Source organism: Duncaniella dubosii (genome assembly GCF_004803915.1).
Lineage (GTDB): Bacteria > Bacteroidota > Bacteroidia > Bacteroidales > Muribaculaceae > Duncaniella > Duncaniella dubosii.
Map to the genome: position 1 here is coordinate 34061 of NZ_CP039396.1, position 17509 is coordinate 51569.

Sequence of the window (17509 nt, forward strand, 5' to 3'; positions counted from 1 at the left end):
GATTAAATTTGGCATTATTTGACATTGTTCAGTCCCGGTAGCCATCCATACCTCCAAACAAGCCCAAAGCCATAGGACAAACCGTCGGCACAAACCGCCATGATTGCCGATTGGAAACTTTTTCGTAACTTCGCGGTCGCAAAAACAACTCATTCGCAATGATAAAAGCTATATTTTTCGATATTGACGGCACATTGGTCCCATTCGGCTCACATGGTATCCCTAAAGAGGTGACTGACGCTATCGCTCATGTGCGCAGAAACGGAATCAAGGTTTTTATTTCAACAGGACGACACCTGAACTGGATCGACAATCTCGGAGAAACTGAATTTGACGGCTATGTGACTGTTAACGGAGCTATATGCCTCCTCTCGGATAAAAGCACCTGCATATACCGCCGGACTATTCCCCGGACTGACGTAGAACGTATGATTTCCTTCTCTCACCAATCTGAAATACCGATAGTGGTAATTCCGGATGACGGAAAAATATTCATCAACAAGATTGATGACGGCGTGCGCCATGTCATGGGGCTTTTACGGGTCGCTCACATCGACGAACGCGACCTTGACACCATAGGTGGCCGGGATGTGGTGCAGATGATGGCATTCGGGACGGAGGAAGAACGCGTCGAGAGCCGTATTTTCGGTGAAGTGCTGACCGAATGCGAGCCGACAAGCTGGAATCCATACTTCTGCGATATAATCCCGCGCGGGAGCGACAAGAGTGTCGGCATCGACAAAATAATCCAACATTTCGGGATTCCACTCTCCGAAACAATGGCTTTTGGCGACGGTGGAAATGACATAGGGATGCTGCGTCATGTAGCAATAGGCGTAGCAATGGGCAATGCCGATGACAGCGTCAAGGAAGCAGCCGATTATGTGACCACAGAAGACACAAACCACGGAATTGTAAATGCCTTCCGCCATTTCGGACTTCTCTGACAGGTTTCATTCTAAAAAATAATCACAGACTTTTTCAATGGTTGAAATCCATAAAAAAGCCTGTGATTTTTTTCGTATCAATATCATCCCTGTCAGACAGAATGCCTGACAAGGAATAGTGACAAACTCTTATACAAGATGAGCGACGAGTTCTTCACGATCGCCGGGGAGAAGGTCAATGACAGGAATCTCAATCATCGTATATGCTCCGGGGGCAAGACGCATAGAAGCACGGGCCACACATACAAGAAGCTGGGCTGTGAGCGCTGGATTGTTGATCGACATGTTGAACTCAAAACGCTGGTTCTGGGTCTTGCCTGAAACGCCTTTACGCACCATGTGTACGCCATGTCCCATATCCTTCACGGCATCAACGCTCTCGACAGCCATGACGTGGGTTTCGTCGGATGCGAAATAAGGATCTTCCTTAACAGCCTTTGCGACATCTTCGAGACGTGCTCCTGGTTCAAGCTCCACGTACACCATGCGGCGATGCACACCATCGCCTAAAGGCATTGTCATTGAAAGTGCATTCTTTACTCCGGGCTTTGACTTCACACATACTGTATGTCCCATGCTCATGCCCGGACCAAAATTAGTAAATGTCAGACCTTTCGGTGCGGCGGCTTCCATCAGCGTGCGGACAATCGAGTCACTGCCCGGATCCCATCCGGCTGAAATCACAGCAACACGTCCGGCCTTACGCGCAGCCTCGCCGAGAGAACGACGGAGGTCTACAATAGAAGTATGAATGTCGAAGCTGTCGACTGTGTTGATGCCCATTGCGAGATATTCGAGGGCATATTTCTCAACTTCACGGGTAGGAGTCGCAAGGACAGCCACATCAACATGGTCAAGTTCACGGATATCAGTTACCACTTTGTAGCCTGCAAGCTCGGCAGGAATCTCGCTGATGTTACGGCGCACTACACCTGCAATCTCAAAATCGGGGGCAGCCTCAAGGGCTTCAACGGTGAAACGGCCGATGTTTCCATAGCCTACCACCGCAGCTCTAATTTTTGTCATATTTGCATTATTATTGATTGTAAATATATTTTCATTCCCTCCATCACATCAATACAGCCTTTTAATCAAAAAAAGCTTAATTGGCTAATGGCAAATTTATGAGTCATGCACAAGTCTCCAAGATGGAGGCAAACTAAAACAAAACAGTGCCAAAAACATCAAAGTTCCCGGCACTGTTTTATTATTTCTTAGAAACAATTGATTCGGTATCGCGGGCAATCATGAGTTCCTCGTCTGTAGGTATCACGACAACCTGCACTTTAGAGGCCGGTGTTGAAATGACAGCCTCCTTGCCACGCACGCCGGCATTGACTTCCTTGTCAAGCTCTACGCCGATGAAAGCAAGCGGAGCGCAGACAGAAGCACGAAGCGAAGTCTGGTTCTCGCCTACACCACCGGTGAAAACGATGATGTCCACGCCGCCCATCTCAGCTGCGTATGCACCGATATATTTGATGATACGCTGCTCATACATATCCTGAGCAAGGCGGGCACGTTCGTCGCCAGCTTTGATAGCGGCCTCGATTTCACGCATATCGCTTGAGATGCCTGTAATGCCGAGCATTCCGCTCTCCTTGTTGATGATTTTCTGAAGTTCGGTAGCCGACAGATTGTGCTTGAGCATGAGGAAAACAAGAGCACCGGGATCAACATCGCCGACACGTGTACCCATCATGAGACCTTCGGTCGGAGTCAGACCCATCGAAGTGTCAACACTCTTGCCACCGTCGACAGCTGTAATCGAACCACCGTTGCCGATATGGCATGTGATGATCTTCTTGTCTTTGATATCCACGCCAAGAAATTCGCATACACGCTGAGACACGTAACGATGACTTGTGCCGTGGAAACCGTAGCGACGCACACCGTCTTCCTCATAATACTTGTAGGGAAGCGCATAGAGGTATGACTTCGCAGGCATTGTCTGATGGAACGCAGTGTCAAAGACTGCAACCTGAGGAGTCGACGGCATCAGGGTGGTGATAGCGTCGATACCGGTCATGTTTGCAGGATTGTGGAGAGGAGCGATGTCGTAGCATTGCTTGATCATATCCTTGACCTCATCATTGATAAGCACACTTTCACTGAACTTTTCAGCACCGTGCACCACGCGATGTCCGACAGCATCAATCTCATCATAAGTCTTGATACAACCCTCAACCGGATCTGTCAGGATGTTGAGAATAGCCTGCACCGCTCCATTGTGGTCAACGAGCCCAAGCTCAACAACCGCCTTCGAGCCATCATTTTTTTTATATTTAAGAAATCCGTCGGGAAGTCCAATCTTTTCAACGCCACCTTCGGCAAGGACAGCATCGTTTGAAGTATCAATAAGTTTATATTTCACTGAACTGCTACCACAGTTCAACACGAGAATTTTCATTTCTTAATTCTAATTAATTGTTTATCGTTATTCCGACAGAATTCTGTTTACTTGTTCTCTTTAAGACCGATTGCCTGATTGCAAGTGATAATGATGGTCTTGTAGATATCTTCGGGGAAACATCCGCGCGAAAGGTCATTGACAGGAGCGGCCAGACCCTGAAGCACAGGACCGACAGCTTCTACGCCACCAAGACGCTGCACAAGCTTGTAAGCGATATTTCCGACTTCGAGTGACGGAAAGACAAGGACATTGGCACGGCCTGAAAGCGGGCTGTTGGGGGCTTTGCTGTTAGCCACGCCGGGGACGAGGGCTGCATCGGCCTGAAGCTCACCGTCGAGCACAAGTTCCGGATCAAGTTCGTGGGCGATACGTGTAGCCTCGATGACCTTATCGACACGTTCGCTCTTGGCACTACCCTTGGTAGAGAAGCTGAGTATAGCGACACGCGGTTCGATGCCGGCGATGTCACGCGCGGTCTTGCCGGCCGAAACAGCGATTTGTGCGAGCTGAGCGGCATCCGGCTCAGGAACAACCGCACAGTCGGCAAATATGAGGAGACCGTTGGTGCCATAGTTCATGCCTTCGGGAAGAACCATTACGAAAGCTCCTGAAACCACGTCAATGCCGGGCATAGTCTTGATGATTTGGAACGCTGCACGGAGCACATTGCCGGTCGTATTGAGCGCACCTGCCACCTGACCGTCGGCATCGCCGGCCTTTACCATAAGACAGCCGAGATACAGAGGGTTGGCAGAAGTCATGCGGGCTTCCTCCATCGTGATACCCTTCTTTTTACGAAGTTCGAAATAGAGGGGGCATACTTATCAATCACCTTTTCATCTGCCGGATTGACAATTGTTGCTTTGCCTATATTCTCAAGCTTGAGATCCTTGGCCATCGCCATGATTTCATTGGGATCGCCGATGAGGATTATATCGGCTACGCCATCGGCGATAATACGGTCGGCGGCTGTTAGAGTACGAGATTCTGTGCCTTCGGGAAGGACGATACGCTGACGGTCGGCTTTGGCCTTAGCGGTAAGTTTTTCAAAAAGACCCATAACGGTATGTTGATTTAAATTAAAGATTTGACAATTATATCTGCACTCGCGCTTGTCATCTTGTCAGGTCAATTGGCCGTGCGGAGGGGTGCGTAATAACTACGCAAAGATACAATCATTTCCCCTCTTTTCCAAAATAAAATATTCCCAACTTTTTATCGTTAACAATATATAATCACATCTCAGCCTATGGCAACTCGACATCACCTTTATTATATATGTATAACTCTCTGCCTTCTGATCCTCGCTTCCTGCTCAGGCGCGAAGATGAGTGTGGCCGACGAGCAACTGGCTCGCGGAGAATATTTCGACGCCCAGAAAACCTATCGCAAAATCTACAATAAGCTCAATCCGCGTGAAGAGCGTAAACTCCGTGGCGAGGTCGCAGCCAAGCTTGGAGAGTGCTACACGCAATTAGGCCAGAACGCACGCGCCGCTGCCGCTTATCAGAACGCTTTGCGTTATGGATATCCTGACTCCACACTGCTTCTCCAGCTCGCCAAGGCACATCACGGACAAGGCAGCTATCCTCAGGCGATAAAAGCCTATGAAGACTATCTGAATCTATGGCCGGATGACAAAAACGCAATTCAAGGTCTGTCAGGCGCACGCAAAAGCGCTGAAATCAAGCGCAACAAGACCCGTCATATAGTCCGGAATGCCAAACTGTTCTATTCACGACGAGCTGATTTCGCCCCGATGTTCAACGGCGATGTGCTTTACTTCACCACCACCAATGAAAAGGTGACAGGGACAAAGCGCAGCGAAATCACCGGCATGAAACGCAGCGATATATGGATGGTCCGTAAAAACGAGCGTGGCGAATGGCAGCGCCCGAGCCGGTTGAAGGAGAACTGAACACCGAATGGGACGAAGGTATAGCGTCATTCTCGCCTGACGGATCGACCATGTACCTGACGCGTGCCATGCGCGTGCCAGACAGGGATACCGGTGTAGACATCTATACATCCACCCGTTCGGACGCACAATGGAGCAGCCCGGTGAAGTTCGAAATCACACATGACACAATTTCAAGCTACGGCCACCCGGCAGTCAGCCCGTCAGGCGAGTATCTCTATTTCACGTCCGACATGCCGGGTCAAGGAGGAAAAGACATCTGGCGCATCAATCTCAGAGAACGCGCAGGAAGCCTTGAAAATCTCGGAGAAGCAATCAATACTCCCGGTGACGAGGTGTTTCCCTACATGCTGACCGACTCGATCATGTATTTCTCGTCAGACGGACATCCCGGCCTCGGCGGACTTGACCTGTTCAAAGCCACCCTCACCCCTTCGGGCGGATGGCTTGTCGAAAACATGGGAAGCCCGATGAACTCCGAAGGAGACGATTTCGGAATCACCTTCGCGACACCGGCAAAAGAAGCCGGATATTTCAGTTCAAACCGTGGCGACGGCCGCGGATATGACCATCTCTACTCCTTTGAACTTCCCGACCTAAAGATTCTCATTTCCGGGTGGGTATTGGATAAGGACGAAGAGCCTGTCCCCAACGCTATCATCCGCATAGTAGGCAACGACGGTTCAAACCAGAAAGCTGTGGCCCGCAACGACGGTTCATTTTCATTTCCTCTGGAGCGTGGAGTGAAATACGTGATGCTTGCCGGAGCGAAAGGCTATCTAAATGCAAAACAGGAATTCACATCCGACAGCGCTGAAGAGGATGCCGAATACGGGATAGATTTTATCCTTGCCTCAGTCACAAAGCCAAATATCGTCGATAATATTTTCTATGACTTCGACAAGGCGACACTACGCCCGGAGTCAAAAGAAGCGCTTGACGGTGTGGTGCAGATGCTGCGCGACAATCCCAACATCACAATAGAAATGGCATCGCACACTGACCGCAAGGGCTCTGACGAATACAATATCGCTCTGTCTGAACGCAGAGCCAAAAGTGTGGTCGACTATCTTATTGCAGCCGGCATCCCAGAAGGGCGTCTGCAGTATCAGGGCTACGGCGAATCACGCCCCATGACAATCACGAAACGCCTCGCACGCGAATTCCCGCAGTTCGCCGAAGGACAGACACTCAGCGAGGACTTCATTGTGACACTTTCCCCCGAGGATCAGGACACCGCCGACCAAATCAACCGCCGGACTGAATTTCAGGTTCTCTCAGTCGACTATCAGATGTATTAGAGTTATATTTTATTCAAGACAGGATGGATATAGAATCAATACGCAACTATTGTCTGTCTGTCGCTGCCGTTGACAAGCGAAGACACGGCTTTCGGAGAAGATTATCTGCTTTTCCGCGTATACGGAAAAATTTTTGCCTGCTACGGATTTAACCTTGAGGATTATTTCGTGGCCAAGTGCGATCCGGACTATGCTCTTGATTTGAGAGACCGTCACGATGAAATCACGCCTGCATGGCACTGGAACAAGAGATACTGGAATCAGATAAGTCTTCACGGCAATCTTTCAGACGACACCATAATATCACTCATACGCCACAGCTATTCGGAGGTGGTCAAAAAACTGCCTAAACGCATCAAATCCGACTGCCCGGAAATATGCGACATCCAATAGAAAACGCCTTTTCGGTCCGGTCGTAAAGACCGGACCGAATATATTTTCACAGCCATTTAAGCGACGATGCTTAGTTTACAATGTTTTTTCAGCACCAACACAGCGACGTTTGCAAAAAATTGAGTAACTTTGCAGCCGAAAATTTTTAAGGACAATGCAGAAGATTAGAAATATTGCCATCATCGCACACGTCGACCATGGCAAAACGACCCTCGTAGACAAAATGCTCTTGGCAGGAAAGCTTTTCCGCGATAACCAGTCGACGGGCGAACTCATACTTGACAATAATGACCTTGAGCGCGAACGAGGCATAACAATCCTCTCGAAAAACGTCTCCATCAATTATAACGGATACAAAATCAACATCATCGACACTCCGGGACACGCCGACTTCGGCGGCGAGGTAGAGCGTGTGCTCAACATGGCCGACGGCTGTCTGCTTCTTGTCGATGCCTTCGAAGGTCCTATGCCACAGACACGATTTGTGCTCCAAAAGGCTATTCAGATGGGTCTCAAACCTGTAGTGGTAATCAACAAGGTCGACAAACCCAACTGCCGTCCCGACGAAGTGCAGGAAATGGTGTTTGACCTCATGTGCAATCTTGACGCGACTGAAGACCAGCTCGATTTCCCGACCATATACGGTTCAGCAAAACAGGGCTGGATGAGCACTGACTATAATCAGCCGACCGACAACATCACCCCCGTACTTGATGCCATCATAGAATATATCCCCGAGCCCAAAGTGCTTGAAGGCGATGCACAGATGCTGATTACGTCGCTCGATTTCAGCAGCTATGTAGGACGCATCGCCATCGGACGCGTGCACCGTGGAGAACTTCGCGAAGGCATGGACATCGCCCTGTGCAAGAAAGACGGCACAACTGTACGTCAGCGCATCAAGGAGCTTCATACATTCGAAGGCATGGGTCGTAAGAAGGTGGAATCCGTGAAGAGTGGCGACATTTGCGCACTCGTTGGAATCGAAGGCTTTGAAATCGGCGATACAGTAGCCGACCTCAACAACCCGGAGCCACTACCACGAATCGCCATCGACGAACCGACAATGTCAATGACCTTCACCATCAACGACAGTCCCTTCTTCGGAAAAGACGGCAAATTCGTGACATCGCGCCATATCCACGACCGTCTTACCAAAGAACTCGACCGCAATCTCGCACTCCGCATCAAGAAAGCCGATCATGAAGACTCTTGGACCGTGTTCGGTCGCGGTGTGCTTCACCTTTCGGTTCTTATCGAGACCATGCGTCGCGAAGGCTTTGAACTTCAGGTCGGCCAGCCACAGGTAATCATCCGTGAAATCGACGGAAAGAAATGTGAACCTGTAGAAATGCTCACCATCAACGTACCCGAGGATTACTCATCGAAGATCATTGATATGGTGACACGTCGCAAGGGCGAGATGGTCTCAATGACAACTCAAAACGATCGCCTCCACATTGAATTCATCATTCCGTCAAGAGGCATAATCGGTCTGCGTAACAATGTGCTCACCGCATCAGCTGGTGAAGCCATTATGGCTCACCGATTCCATGAATATCAGCCGTGGAAAGGCGATATCGAACGCCGTACCAATGGTTCGCTCATTGCAATGGAAGGCGGAACGGCATATGCCTACGCCATTGACAAGCTTCAGGACCGCGGACGCTTCTTCATCTTCCCGCAGGAAGAAGTCTATGCCGGACAGGTTGTCGGCGAAAATGCAAAAGACAACGATATCGTGGTCAACGTCACCAAATCAAAAAAACTTACCAACATGCGTGCGAGCGGCGCCGACGACAAGGCTAGAATCATACCTCCGGTAGTATTCTCGCTTGAAGAAGCCCTTGAATACATCAAGGAAGACGAGTATGTCGAGGTTACCCCCCATCACCTCCGCATCCGTAAAATCATTCTTGACGAAATCGAGCGCAAACGCGCCAATAAAGCTTAAACAAAGCATAAATTAACGGATCAGAAGCTATGCCCCAAACAAGGCATAGTTTCTTTTATTCTGTAAGCAAGATCAATTTAGACCAGAGCCGACATACAAAAACAGTTCCGAGTTGTTCTAACACAAACAACCCCATTCTAACCCTTAAGACATGAATAATATCATAAACGACAAAAAAGATATACCTTCACTGGACAGCATAATCGAATGTGCCCGTAATGCCGGGAAAACAGCAATGAGATATTTCCGGCACAATGACCGTATGGAGATGCACAACAAACTTAACGACAGCGATATCGTCACCACAGCCGACAATGAATGTGAATCATATATCAAAGAATTCATAAAATCACATTATCCCTCCCACTCTATCCTATCTGAAGAATCCGGCGAGACCCAAGGAATAGCTACATACAGATGGGTAATTGATCCGATTGACGGCACGACAAATTTTTTCTCAGGCATCCCCCTATGGGGCATAAGTATCGGTGTAGAGCTAAACGGTGAAACCGTCATTGGTGTTGTCTATCTGCCGGCTACCGACGAACTTTTCTATGCCGAAAAAGGCAAAGGGGCATTTCTTAACGGTAAAAGAATCCACGTGTCTGACCAATCCAAGCTTTCCCGTTCTGTAATCTCGACCGGCTTCCCGGTGGACAAAGACTCTAATCCCGACAATAATCTCGACAATCTCGCAGCCGTACTTCCCCTCGTCAGGGACATACGCCGTCTCGGTGCCGCCACAGCCGATATATGCTATACCGCAGCAGGATTCCTCGGTGGATACTGGGAACTCAACCTTCACGAATGGGACGTCAATGCAGGGTTGCTGATACTAACCGAAGCAGGAGGCAAATCTACGCGTTTCCGCGATGACCGCAACATATCCATTGTCTGCGGATCGCCTGAAATACACGACCAACTTCTTCCTTTGTTAAACACTTCTCCGCGTAAAGTCTGACAGACCTTATTGTAAAGCTATCGGCAATAGGTTACCAATTACAGACATCCGGCATTCACAGACTGCAGAAAAGGCTGACGAGCAGAGGGACAATCAAATCAACGACAAAGCCATGATAGACCGACAGAACTGCAAACTTATTGCCGGAAACGGCTGTGATTATCGGCAGAGTCGTATCCATCGATGTAGCCCCGCCGGATGAAATCGGAGCAAGCGGTCCGAACAACCTGCACAACAGAGGCGCTCCGAGCAGCGTTATAATCTCCCTGCATATATTGGCAAGGAGAGCTATGACACCCAATTCAGCTCCCTTGGCATCGGTTATCAGAATGCTTGATAGCGAATAATACCCGAAGCCCGAACCGACAGCGAGAACTTCAGGTATGCTGCGAGACGGAATGAAAAAAGAAACAGCCAGAACCCCGGCCAATGTCCCGATAATAGTAACAAGCGGCAAAAATAGCATGCCCGGACTTAGCGTCCGCAGATTTTGTTTAAGTCCCGAGATATTATGGCCGATTCCTATGCCCACAAAAAAAATCAGCATTGCAAGAGCCACAAAGCTGATATCAAAACCGAAGCTACCGATGTCAACCAGACCTGTATAGCCGCATAGAATTCCAATGACAAAAAATCCGACTATTATAAGACTCCCCTTCATCGCCTGTCTCCTTTCCCACAGCCATTTTTACTTGTGAATCTCCAGAGAATCAATGACAGAACAGAGCTACCTGCCACACCTCCGAGGCTTATGGTAAATGCCTCCATACCCAACGATGCGATCCATCTGACAATCCTCTCGTCGCTTCCGGCTTCGACCCCAAGAAGAAACAGGAGCAGCCAGATGATACCCATCACAATATTGTCAAGATATCTCAATTTTCTCCGTCTTAGAAAATACCCGGCCACAATACCGAGCAATATCATACTTATAATAACCACCATATATGAGTAACCGTGTTACAGATTATAATTCTACTGAATATATCAGCCAATTCACAGTAGAGTCAGGCGACTGCAAAATTAAGCAAAATTTATGAGATGTAAGCATAAGACATATACGGCTGACACATGGCTGCAGCTTGTATTTCTAACGGATTTTTTATAACTTTGTATGTTACAATTGAAGGAATCCTAAAAATGCAGAAAGAAAACCACATATCTCCTCAGGAACAAAATATCATCGTCTTAGGAGCAAAGGTCAACAACCTCAAAGACGTTGATGTTGAGATTCCGCGCGGAAAGCTTGTCGTTATTACCGGTGTCTCCGGCTCTGGAAAATCATCGCTTGCTTTCGACACCCTTTATGCAGAAGGGCAGCGACGCTATGTCGAAAGCCTGAGCAGCTACGCACGTCAGTTCATGGGCAAGATGCCCAAACCCGAATGCAAGGCTATTCTCGGACTTCCACCGGCAATCGCCATCGAGCAGAAAGTCAACACCCGCAATCCGCGAAGCACCGTAGGCACATCTACTGAAATATATGACTATATGCGCCTGCTTTTCGGTCGTGTAGGCCATACCTTCTCCCCCATAAGCGGTGAAGAAGTAAAGAAACATACCATAAACGATGTTGTCAACTACGTCACCTCTTATCCCGAAGGCACACGCGCAGCTATCGTCGCGCCTATAATTCTTCCCGAAGGACGAAAATTTGCATCCCAGCTTGATGTCTACCTTAAAGCGGGCTACTCGCGTGTGGTCAAAGACAACGAATTTATCGACATTGAAGATCTTCTCCCATCTGTCAGAGAAGCCGGGGATTCCGACACCTTTAAACCTGCCGACTATAGTCTTCTCATCGACCGTCTTGTAATTTCGACAGAAGCTGATGAAATCAGCCGTCTTAATGATTCGATTGAAGCTGCATTTTTTGAAGGGCGTGACAGCCTCAAAACACTCTTATGGTCCGAAGACGGAATCATAGAGAAAGAATTCTCAAAAATCTTCGAGGCCGACGGTATCCGTTTTGAGACTCCGACCGACATGATGTTTAACTTCAACAATCCTGTCGGTGCGTGTCCCACATGCGGCGGTTTCGGAAAAGTGCTCGGTGTAGACGAGCGGCTTGTCGTCCCCAACAACACTCTTTCGGTCTACGACAATGCCGTGGCTTGCTGGCGCGGAGACAAGATGAGCGAATGGAAACGAATTTTCATCGCAGACTCTGCCCAATTCAAATTCCCCATCCACAAACCGTATCTCGACCTCACTCAAGAGGAAAGAGACCTTCTGTGGCATGGTCCGGCCGATATGTCAGGAGTCACTACGACTTACGGCGAATTCCCGTCTATCGACAATTTTTTCAAAATGCTTGACGAGAATCAGTACAAGATACAATATCGCGTCATGAAAGCGCGATATCAAGGCAAAACCGTCTGCCCGGAATGTCATGGCTCGCGTCTGAAAAAATCTGCGTCTTATGTAAAAGTAGGAGGAAAGACGATAGGGGAACTCGTGAGTATGCCAGTCAGCGGGCTGGTCACTTTTTTCCGTAACCTTACCCTTGATGAAAACGATTCGAAGATAGCCGGTCGTCTGATGCGTGAGATAAACAACCGCATCTCCTATCTCGAAGAAGTCGGTCTCGGCTATCTGTCATTAGACCGTCTGTCGTCATCACTCTCAGGAGGCGAAAGCCAGCGCATAAACCTCGCGACATCACTTGGAAGCAGTCTGGTCGGCTCGCTCTACATTCTTGACGAGCCATCAATCGGACTTCACTCCCGCGATACCGACCGCCTGATTGCTGTCCTCAAAAAACTCCGCGACCTCGGGAACACAGTCGTTGTGGTCGAACACGATGAAGAAATCATGCGAGCCGCAGACTATCTGATTGATGTCGGTCCGGATGCCGGGCGGCTTGGCGGCAAAATAATCTTTCAGGGCGAACCGTCCCATCTGATTCCTAAAGAAAAATCCGGCACAGAGACAAACGGCAGCTATACCGCCCGCTATCTCACCGGCGAGCTCTCGATTCCTGTTCCTAAACAACGGCGCAAGTGGAGAGATTCAATAAATGTAATCGGTGCGATGGAACACAACCTCAAGGACATTGATGTCAGATTTCCTCTCGGGGTCATGACAGTCGTGACAGGTGTCAGCGGTTCAGGAAAATCCACCCTCGTCCGCGACATTCTCTTCCGTGCGCTCAACCGTCACCTCGGAAATCCGGGAGATGCCCCGGGAACATTCCGAAGACTTGAGGGCGATCTACACCGGATTAAAAATGTTGAGTTTGTCGACCAGAATCCAATCGGCAAATCGACACGTTCCAATCCCGCCACTTACCTTAAGGCATTCGATGAAATCCGCAAGCTCTACGCTTCCACTCAAGGAGCGAAACAGATGGGCTACACTGCTTCGGACTTCTCGTTCAATTCCGACGGAGGACGGTGTGAGGAATGTAAAGGCGACGGTTACATAACTATCGAGATGCAGTTCATGGCCGACATTACAGTGCCATGTGAGTCATGTCACGGCAAACGTTATCAGAAAGAGATTCTCGAAGTCGAATATCGAGGTAAGAACATCTACGATATTCTCGAAATGACCATTAATCAGGCAATCGAATTTTTCAGTGAAAGTGACGGTTCGCAGGAAAAACGGATTGTCAAACGTCTGCGTCCCCTGAGTGATGTAGGACTCGGTTATATAAAGGTAGGACAAAACTCATCGTCTCTTTCAGGCGGTGAAAATCAGCGAGTGAAACTTGCATCATTTTTTGCCGATGAGAAAGCCGAGCCGACTCTGTATATATTTGACGAACCTACGACCGGTCTGCATTTCCACGACATAGCGACTCTAATGAAGTCATTCGACCGTCTCATATCATTGGGACACACAGTCCTTATCATCGAACACAACATGGACGTGATAAAGTGTGCCGACCATATAATTGATATAGGCCCGGAAGGCGGCGATGCAGGAGGCAACCTCGTCGCGACAGGCACTCCCGAAGAAATCACGGCCTGTGAGACTTCGTATACAGGCAAATTCCTAAAAGATAAATTGTAATCTACAAGTAACAAACTACCATAATCGAAATTATCATGGCAAAAATAGGTGATCGTGTCCGCTTCCTGAACTCCGTCGGTGGCGGTATCATCAAAAAAATAGAAGGCAATATCGCATACGTCGACGACGATGGCTTCGAGACCCCTACTCTTCTCCGCGAATGCGTAGTGGTAGCTCCGGCTGAAGTCACAGAGAAGAAAGTGGCGGTCTCCCAAGATGAAATCACAGCGAAAGTACAGACCGCTCCAAAACAGACCTCGTCCACACCTGCCAAAGAGGATCTGCCAATCGAGGAAACACCGGAAGGTGAGAAACTCAATATCGTACTTGCCTACGAACCGGCCGACATAAAGCATCTGAATACATCGACTTTTGACACCTATCTTGTCAACGATTCCAACTACTATATTTATTTCACGTATCTCTCACGCTCTGATGAATCCGATGGCTGGACAACACGCTATGCGGGTGTCGTCGAACCCAATATTCAGGTATTTCTCGAAGAAATTACCGACACTGATCTCCCATCGATGGATCGGATTGCATTCCAGATGATCGCATTCAAATCGGATCGTGAATTCAAGTTAAAATCACCTGTTGCAATTGAGACAGCGCTCGATACCACTAAATTCTTCAAACTACATTGCTTCCGTTCCAACCCATACTTCGACAAGGAAGTTATTGCCATTGACCTTGTAACGAACGACAAGCCCCGCCAACGCATGATTCTTGACTCGTCTCAGCTTGAAAAAGGATTAAAGGCCAAGAAAGTCATAGACCGTCAGGTGAAGCGTCCTGTGCAGAAATCGCATCCAAAACGCGGCGAACGCATTGAAGTAGACCTCCATATAAACGAACTGGTCGACACTACTGCAGGTCTGTCACCGGCCGATATCCTCAACCTCCAGATTGACGAATTCCGCAAGGTAATGGACGAAAATCTGAAAAACAAAGGTCAGAAGATTGTCTTTATCCACGGCAAGGGTGAAGGAGTGCTCCGGGCAGCACTGATGAAAGAACTTAACCATCGCTACAAAGGACACGACGTTCAGGATGCCTCATTCCGGGAATTTGGCTTTGGTGCTACACAGGTCACGATTTAAGTACAGATACACGCGAAATCTTAATAAATTTCCACATCGAATGATTCTTTGGTTTTCAGGCACCGGCAATTCTCGTTTCGTAGCTGAATCCCTGTCTTCGCTACTTGGTCAGAAACTCATGGAATTAAGACCGGCAATCATATCCTCACCCGTCACTCTTGACAAGGATGACAGAACTGTCGTCTGGGTATGCCCCGTCTACTCATGGGGCATACCACCATATATACGTACCATTATCAAAAGAATAGAATTTAACGTATCAGGCAAAGGTGATGTTGTGCATCATCTTGTTCTTACCTGTGGCGACGACTGCGGGCTGGCACCTGAGATGTGGCGCAAGGACATTTCCGCCCGTGGATGGAAAAGCGCGAACGCATACTCCCTCACAATGCCAAACAACTACGTATGTATGAGCGGATTTGATGTCGACTCAAAATCCGTCGAACAACAAAAGCTTGACTCCGCTCCGAAACGCATCTCTGAAATTGCCGATGAAATCCGGGAAGTCTCTGACGACATAAAATGGCACACAGACGTAATCCGAGGAAAATTCGCATGGATAAAGACTAAGATCATCTATCCTTGGTTTGTACGTAATGCCATGTCACCGAAACCTTTCCATTACACTTCCGATTGTATTTCATGCGGGAAATGCAGTGCAGTGTGCCCTTTACGCAATATCGAGATGCGGCCATACTCGACAGCAGACCGCACAGGCCGCACCCGCAAGCACCCGCAATGGGGAGATAATTGTGCCGGATGTCTGGCATGCTATCATATCTGTCCACGTCATGCGGTCATGTATGGAAAAGCGACAAGAAACAAGGGGCAATATTTCAATCCTTCAGTGCGAACTCTTTAGGCTGGCCGGATGTTAATATTATGCAAACTATTTTGCCCGAATTTAACAACACACACTGAATCCTATGGAGAAAAAATCAATCAAAGGAACAAAGACCGAACATAATCTTCTCGCATCGTTCGCAGGTGAAAGCCAAGCCCGTTCACGCTACACACTGTTTGCAAAGAAGGCACGTGAGGAAGGCTACGAACAAATCGCACGCATCTTCCTAATTACTGCCGAACAGGAACTCAGCCATGCCGAGCTTTTCTTCTCGCGCCTTGAAGGCGGAGTCGTACAGATTGCCGCAGGTTACCCTGCCGGAGTCGTGGCCGACACAATGACAAACCTTCGCGAAGCTGCCGCCGGAGAACGCGAGGAATGGAGTGACCTCTACGCTTCGTTTGCAGGGACAGCCGAAGAAGAAGGTTTTCCCGACATTGCAGCCCTTTTCAAGATGGTGGCTAAAGTCGAGATTCAGCACGAGCAACGCTATCTTCGTCTGCTCGAACGCCTGACCAACGGACAGGAATTCTCAGGCGAAGAGGAAGAAGAATGGCAGTGCATGCACTGTGGCTACGTCCACAAAGGCAAGTCTGCTCCCAAACGCTGCCCCGTCTGCGGCAAGGAACAAGGCTACTTCGAACGCAAAGCCGACAACTACTAATCTCTCCTACTAATCTCTCCCAACAAACAATCCCTCCCGAATAAGGTAAATTGATTTTCAGGACCTGCACACCGCAGGTCCTTTTTTGTGCGCCGGACAGAGATACAAAAGAATTTCCGGTCGCGATTTTTAGTCGCAGCCGGAAATTTCGAAGAGTCTTTTCTGTCACTTCCGCGCCTCTCGGGCTGCTTCGGCAAGAAAATGGTCAAGAGCGTCTTTGGCAGACATCGTGTAGACTGAGCCGTCATCATGAGCATAGACGACAGACTGTCCCTTAACGACTTTGTCGATAAGACACTTCTCTACGGCCAGTTCCATGCCTCGTGCAAGTCTTTCAGAAATATTGTCAGTCAATTTTATATTCTCCATCTTTTTTAATTCGGTCATACAATTCTGGTGCTAAGGTCAATGTGTCATTGGCCACCACACGGGGGCGGCAGCAGGTATTGTCGATGATAGTCCAACTGTCGACAATAGGCATGAAAAGATTAAATAAGTTACTTATACCGTGGTGATAACGACGGATAATTACATCCGTCGGGATGTTATGGCCGCCCTCGCTCACACGCTGAGCCACACGTTTTATGGCAAGCTGTGGCGAAGATAGCCATATATAGAGTAGGTGTACGAGATACCCGAGCTTATGGGCTTTGGAAATCAGAGCGTGATAGCTTCGCGTGGCGAGAGTCGTTTCAATCGCAAAAGTGATGCCGTTATGCAACAGTTTCTCGATACGGTGAAGCATAATGCGCCCCGCCTCAAGGGAGACGCTTTCCGGATGGAAAGGCGACAGTCCTTTAGCAATCTCATCGGCATTGACAAACTGCTGGCAGTCAAGGACGTCAGGCAATATCGTGAACGAAGCTGTTGTCTTACCTGCTCCGTTGCAACCTGCGATGATGTATAAACTGGGCGATTTCATAATAATATTGGTTTTTAATTGTCAATTGTTTTTTTGACGGGGTGTGTTTTGTAAAGATTATAATTTTAAGTC

The 17509-nt window shown here is 48.5% G+C and carries 16 protein-coding genes and 1 pseudogene; 10 read left to right on the forward strand and 7 right to left on the reverse strand.

Annotation, left to right across the window (positions count from 1 at the left end; genetic code table 11):
* Positions 1-158: 158 nt before the first annotated feature.
* A complete protein-coding gene (locus E7747_RS00160; RefSeq protein WP_123613262.1) occupies positions 159-947 on the forward strand; it encodes a Cof-type HAD-IIB family hydrolase in 789 nt (262 codons plus the stop codon).
* A 129-nt stretch (positions 948-1076) separates the two neighbouring features.
* Here E7747_RS00160 and E7747_RS00165 read toward each other — a convergent pair whose 3' ends face one another.
* The 3 genes and pseudogenes from E7747_RS00165 to pta form a co-directional block, all read right to left on the reverse strand.
* On the reverse strand, positions 1077-1973 hold the full coding sequence (locus tag E7747_RS00165; RefSeq protein WP_123613261.1) for a diaminopimelate dehydrogenase: 897 nt from the start codon (positions 1971-1973) through the stop codon (positions 1077-1079).
* A gap of 181 nt (positions 1974-2154) precedes the next feature.
* Positions 2155-3357 carry an acetate/propionate family kinase gene (locus E7747_RS00170; protein WP_136413312.1) on the reverse strand — a complete coding sequence of 401 codons (1203 nt, stop codon included), beginning with the start codon at positions 3355-3357 and terminating at the stop codon, positions 2155-2157.
* A gap of 47 nt (positions 3358-3404) precedes the next feature.
* Positions 3405-4420: pseudogene (gene pta, locus E7747_RS00175) on the reverse strand (phosphate acetyltransferase).
* Positions 4421-4609: 189 nt separating this feature from the next.
* Between pta and E7747_RS17335 the strand changes: the two are divergent.
* The 5 genes from E7747_RS17335 to E7747_RS00195 all read left to right on the forward strand — a co-directional run bounded on the left by E7747_RS17335 (position 4610) and on the right by E7747_RS00195 (position 9887).
* Complete coding sequence (locus E7747_RS17335) at positions 4610-5278, forward strand: tetratricopeptide repeat protein (RefSeq protein WP_317130213.1); 669 nt, start codon at positions 4610-4612, stop codon at positions 5276-5278.
* Entirely contained in the window at positions 5245-6579 is a 1335-nt protein-coding gene (gene porE / locus E7747_RS00180) for a PorE family type IX secretion system protein (RefSeq protein ID WP_317130214.1), read from the forward strand. Before E7747_RS17335 ends, porE begins: the two co-directional genes overlap by 34 nt.
* A 69-nt stretch (positions 6580-6648) precedes the next feature.
* Positions 6649-6972, forward strand: coding sequence for an MmcQ/YjbR family DNA-binding protein (locus E7747_RS00185; RefSeq protein WP_228449210.1), 324 nt, complete (start codon positions 6649-6651; stop codon positions 6970-6972).
* A gap of 154 nt (positions 6973-7126) precedes the next feature.
* Entirely contained in the window at positions 7127-8926 is a 1800-nt protein-coding gene (gene typA / locus E7747_RS00190) for a translational GTPase TypA (protein ID WP_123613256.1), read from the forward strand.
* A 151-nt stretch (positions 8927-9077) separates the two neighbouring features.
* The gene (locus tag E7747_RS00195; RefSeq protein ID WP_136413314.1) at positions 9078-9887 is read left to right on the forward strand and encodes an inositol monophosphatase family protein; all 810 of its coding nucleotides are present in this window, start codon (positions 9078-9080) and stop codon (positions 9885-9887) included.
* Positions 9888-9942: 55 nt separating this feature from the next.
* On the opposite strand, the gene E7747_RS00200 is transcribed toward E7747_RS00195, so the two are convergent.
* Entirely contained in the window at positions 9943-10548 is a 606-nt protein-coding gene (locus E7747_RS00200) for a lysine exporter LysO family protein (RefSeq protein WP_136413316.1), read from the reverse strand.
* A complete protein-coding gene (locus E7747_RS00205; RefSeq protein ID WP_136413318.1) occupies positions 10545-10832 on the reverse strand; it encodes a LysO family transporter in 288 nt (95 codons plus the stop codon). The genes E7747_RS00200 and E7747_RS00205 overlap by 4 nt, the downstream gene beginning before the upstream one ends.
* A 195-nt stretch (positions 10833-11027) precedes the next feature.
* Between E7747_RS00205 and uvrA the strand changes: the two genes are divergently transcribed.
* The 4 genes from uvrA (at position 11028) to rbr (ending at position 16515) form a co-directional block, all read left to right on the forward strand.
* Complete coding sequence (gene uvrA / locus E7747_RS00210) at positions 11028-13904, forward strand: excinuclease ABC subunit UvrA (RefSeq protein WP_136413320.1); 2877 nt, start codon at positions 11028-11030, stop codon at positions 13902-13904.
* A gap of 35 nt (positions 13905-13939) precedes the next feature.
* On the forward strand, positions 13940-15007 hold the full coding sequence (locus E7747_RS00215) for a DUF2027 domain-containing protein (protein WP_136413322.1): 1068 nt from the start codon (positions 13940-13942) through the stop codon (positions 15005-15007).
* A 40-nt stretch (positions 15008-15047) separates the two neighbouring features.
* A complete protein-coding gene (locus E7747_RS00220; RefSeq protein WP_168185162.1) occupies positions 15048-15869 on the forward strand; it encodes an EFR1 family ferrodoxin in 822 nt (273 codons plus the stop codon).
* A gap of 64 nt (positions 15870-15933) precedes the next feature.
* Positions 15934-16515, forward strand: coding sequence for a rubrerythrin (rbr, locus tag E7747_RS00225; RefSeq protein WP_123613249.1), 582 nt, complete (start codon positions 15934-15936; stop codon positions 16513-16515).
* A 165-nt stretch (positions 16516-16680) separates the two neighbouring features.
* Here rbr and E7747_RS00230 read toward each other — a convergent pair whose 3' ends face one another.
* Complete coding sequence (locus E7747_RS00230) at positions 16681-16884, reverse strand: hypothetical protein (protein ID WP_123613248.1); 204 nt, start codon at positions 16882-16884, stop codon at positions 16681-16683.
* Positions 16862-17437: a zeta toxin family protein gene (locus E7747_RS00235; RefSeq protein WP_123613247.1), complete on the reverse strand. Its 576-nt coding sequence runs from the start codon at positions 17435-17437 to the stop codon at positions 16862-16864. The genes E7747_RS00230 and E7747_RS00235 overlap by 23 nt, the downstream gene beginning before the upstream one ends.
* Between the last annotated feature and the right edge of the window lie 72 nt (positions 17438-17509).

Excerpts from the sequence above, each read along its gene's own strand:
- E7747_RS00160 (WP_123613262.1), top strand. The coding sequence starts at position 159 with ATGATAAAAGCTATATTTTTCGATATTGACGGCACATTGGTCCCATTC.
- E7747_RS00165 (WP_123613261.1), bottom strand. The coding sequence starts at position 1,973 with ATGACAAAAATTAGAGCTGCGGTGGTAGGCTATGGAAACATCGGCCGT.
- E7747_RS00170 (WP_136413312.1), bottom strand. The coding sequence starts at position 3,357 with ATGAAAATTCTCGTGTTGAACTGTGGTAGCAGTTCAGTGAAATATAAA.
- E7747_RS17335 (WP_317130213.1), top strand. The coding sequence starts at position 4,610 with ATGGCAACTCGACATCACCTTTATTATATATGTATAACTCTCTGCCTT.
- porE (WP_317130214.1), top strand. The coding sequence starts at position 5,245 with ATGGCAGCGCCCGAGCCGGTTGAAGGAGAACTGAACACCGAATGGGAC.
- typA (WP_123613256.1), top strand. The coding sequence starts at position 7,127 with ATGCAGAAGATTAGAAATATTGCCATCATCGCACACGTCGACCATGGC.
- E7747_RS00195 (WP_136413314.1), top strand. The coding sequence starts at position 9,078 with ATGAATAATATCATAAACGACAAAAAAGATATACCTTCACTGGACAGC.
- E7747_RS00200 (WP_136413316.1), bottom strand. The coding sequence starts at position 10,548 with ATGAAGGGGAGTCTTATAATAGTCGGATTTTTTGTCATTGGAATTCTA.
- E7747_RS00205 (WP_136413318.1), bottom strand. The coding sequence starts at position 10,832 with ATGGTGGTTATTATAAGTATGATATTGCTCGGTATTGTGGCCGGGTAT.
- uvrA (WP_136413320.1), top strand. The coding sequence starts at position 11,028 with ATGCAGAAAGAAAACCACATATCTCCTCAGGAACAAAATATCATCGTC.
- E7747_RS00215 (WP_136413322.1), top strand. The coding sequence starts at position 13,940 with ATGGCAAAAATAGGTGATCGTGTCCGCTTCCTGAACTCCGTCGGTGGC.
- E7747_RS00220 (WP_168185162.1), top strand. The coding sequence starts at position 15,048 with ATGATTCTTTGGTTTTCAGGCACCGGCAATTCTCGTTTCGTAGCTGAA.
- rbr (WP_123613249.1), top strand. The coding sequence starts at position 15,934 with ATGGAGAAAAAATCAATCAAAGGAACAAAGACCGAACATAATCTTCTC.
- E7747_RS00230 (WP_123613248.1), bottom strand. The coding sequence starts at position 16,884 with ATGGAGAATATAAAATTGACTGACAATATTTCTGAAAGACTTGCACGA.
- E7747_RS00235 (WP_123613247.1), bottom strand. The coding sequence starts at position 17,437 with ATGAAATCGCCCAGTTTATACATCATCGCAGGTTGCAACGGAGCAGGT.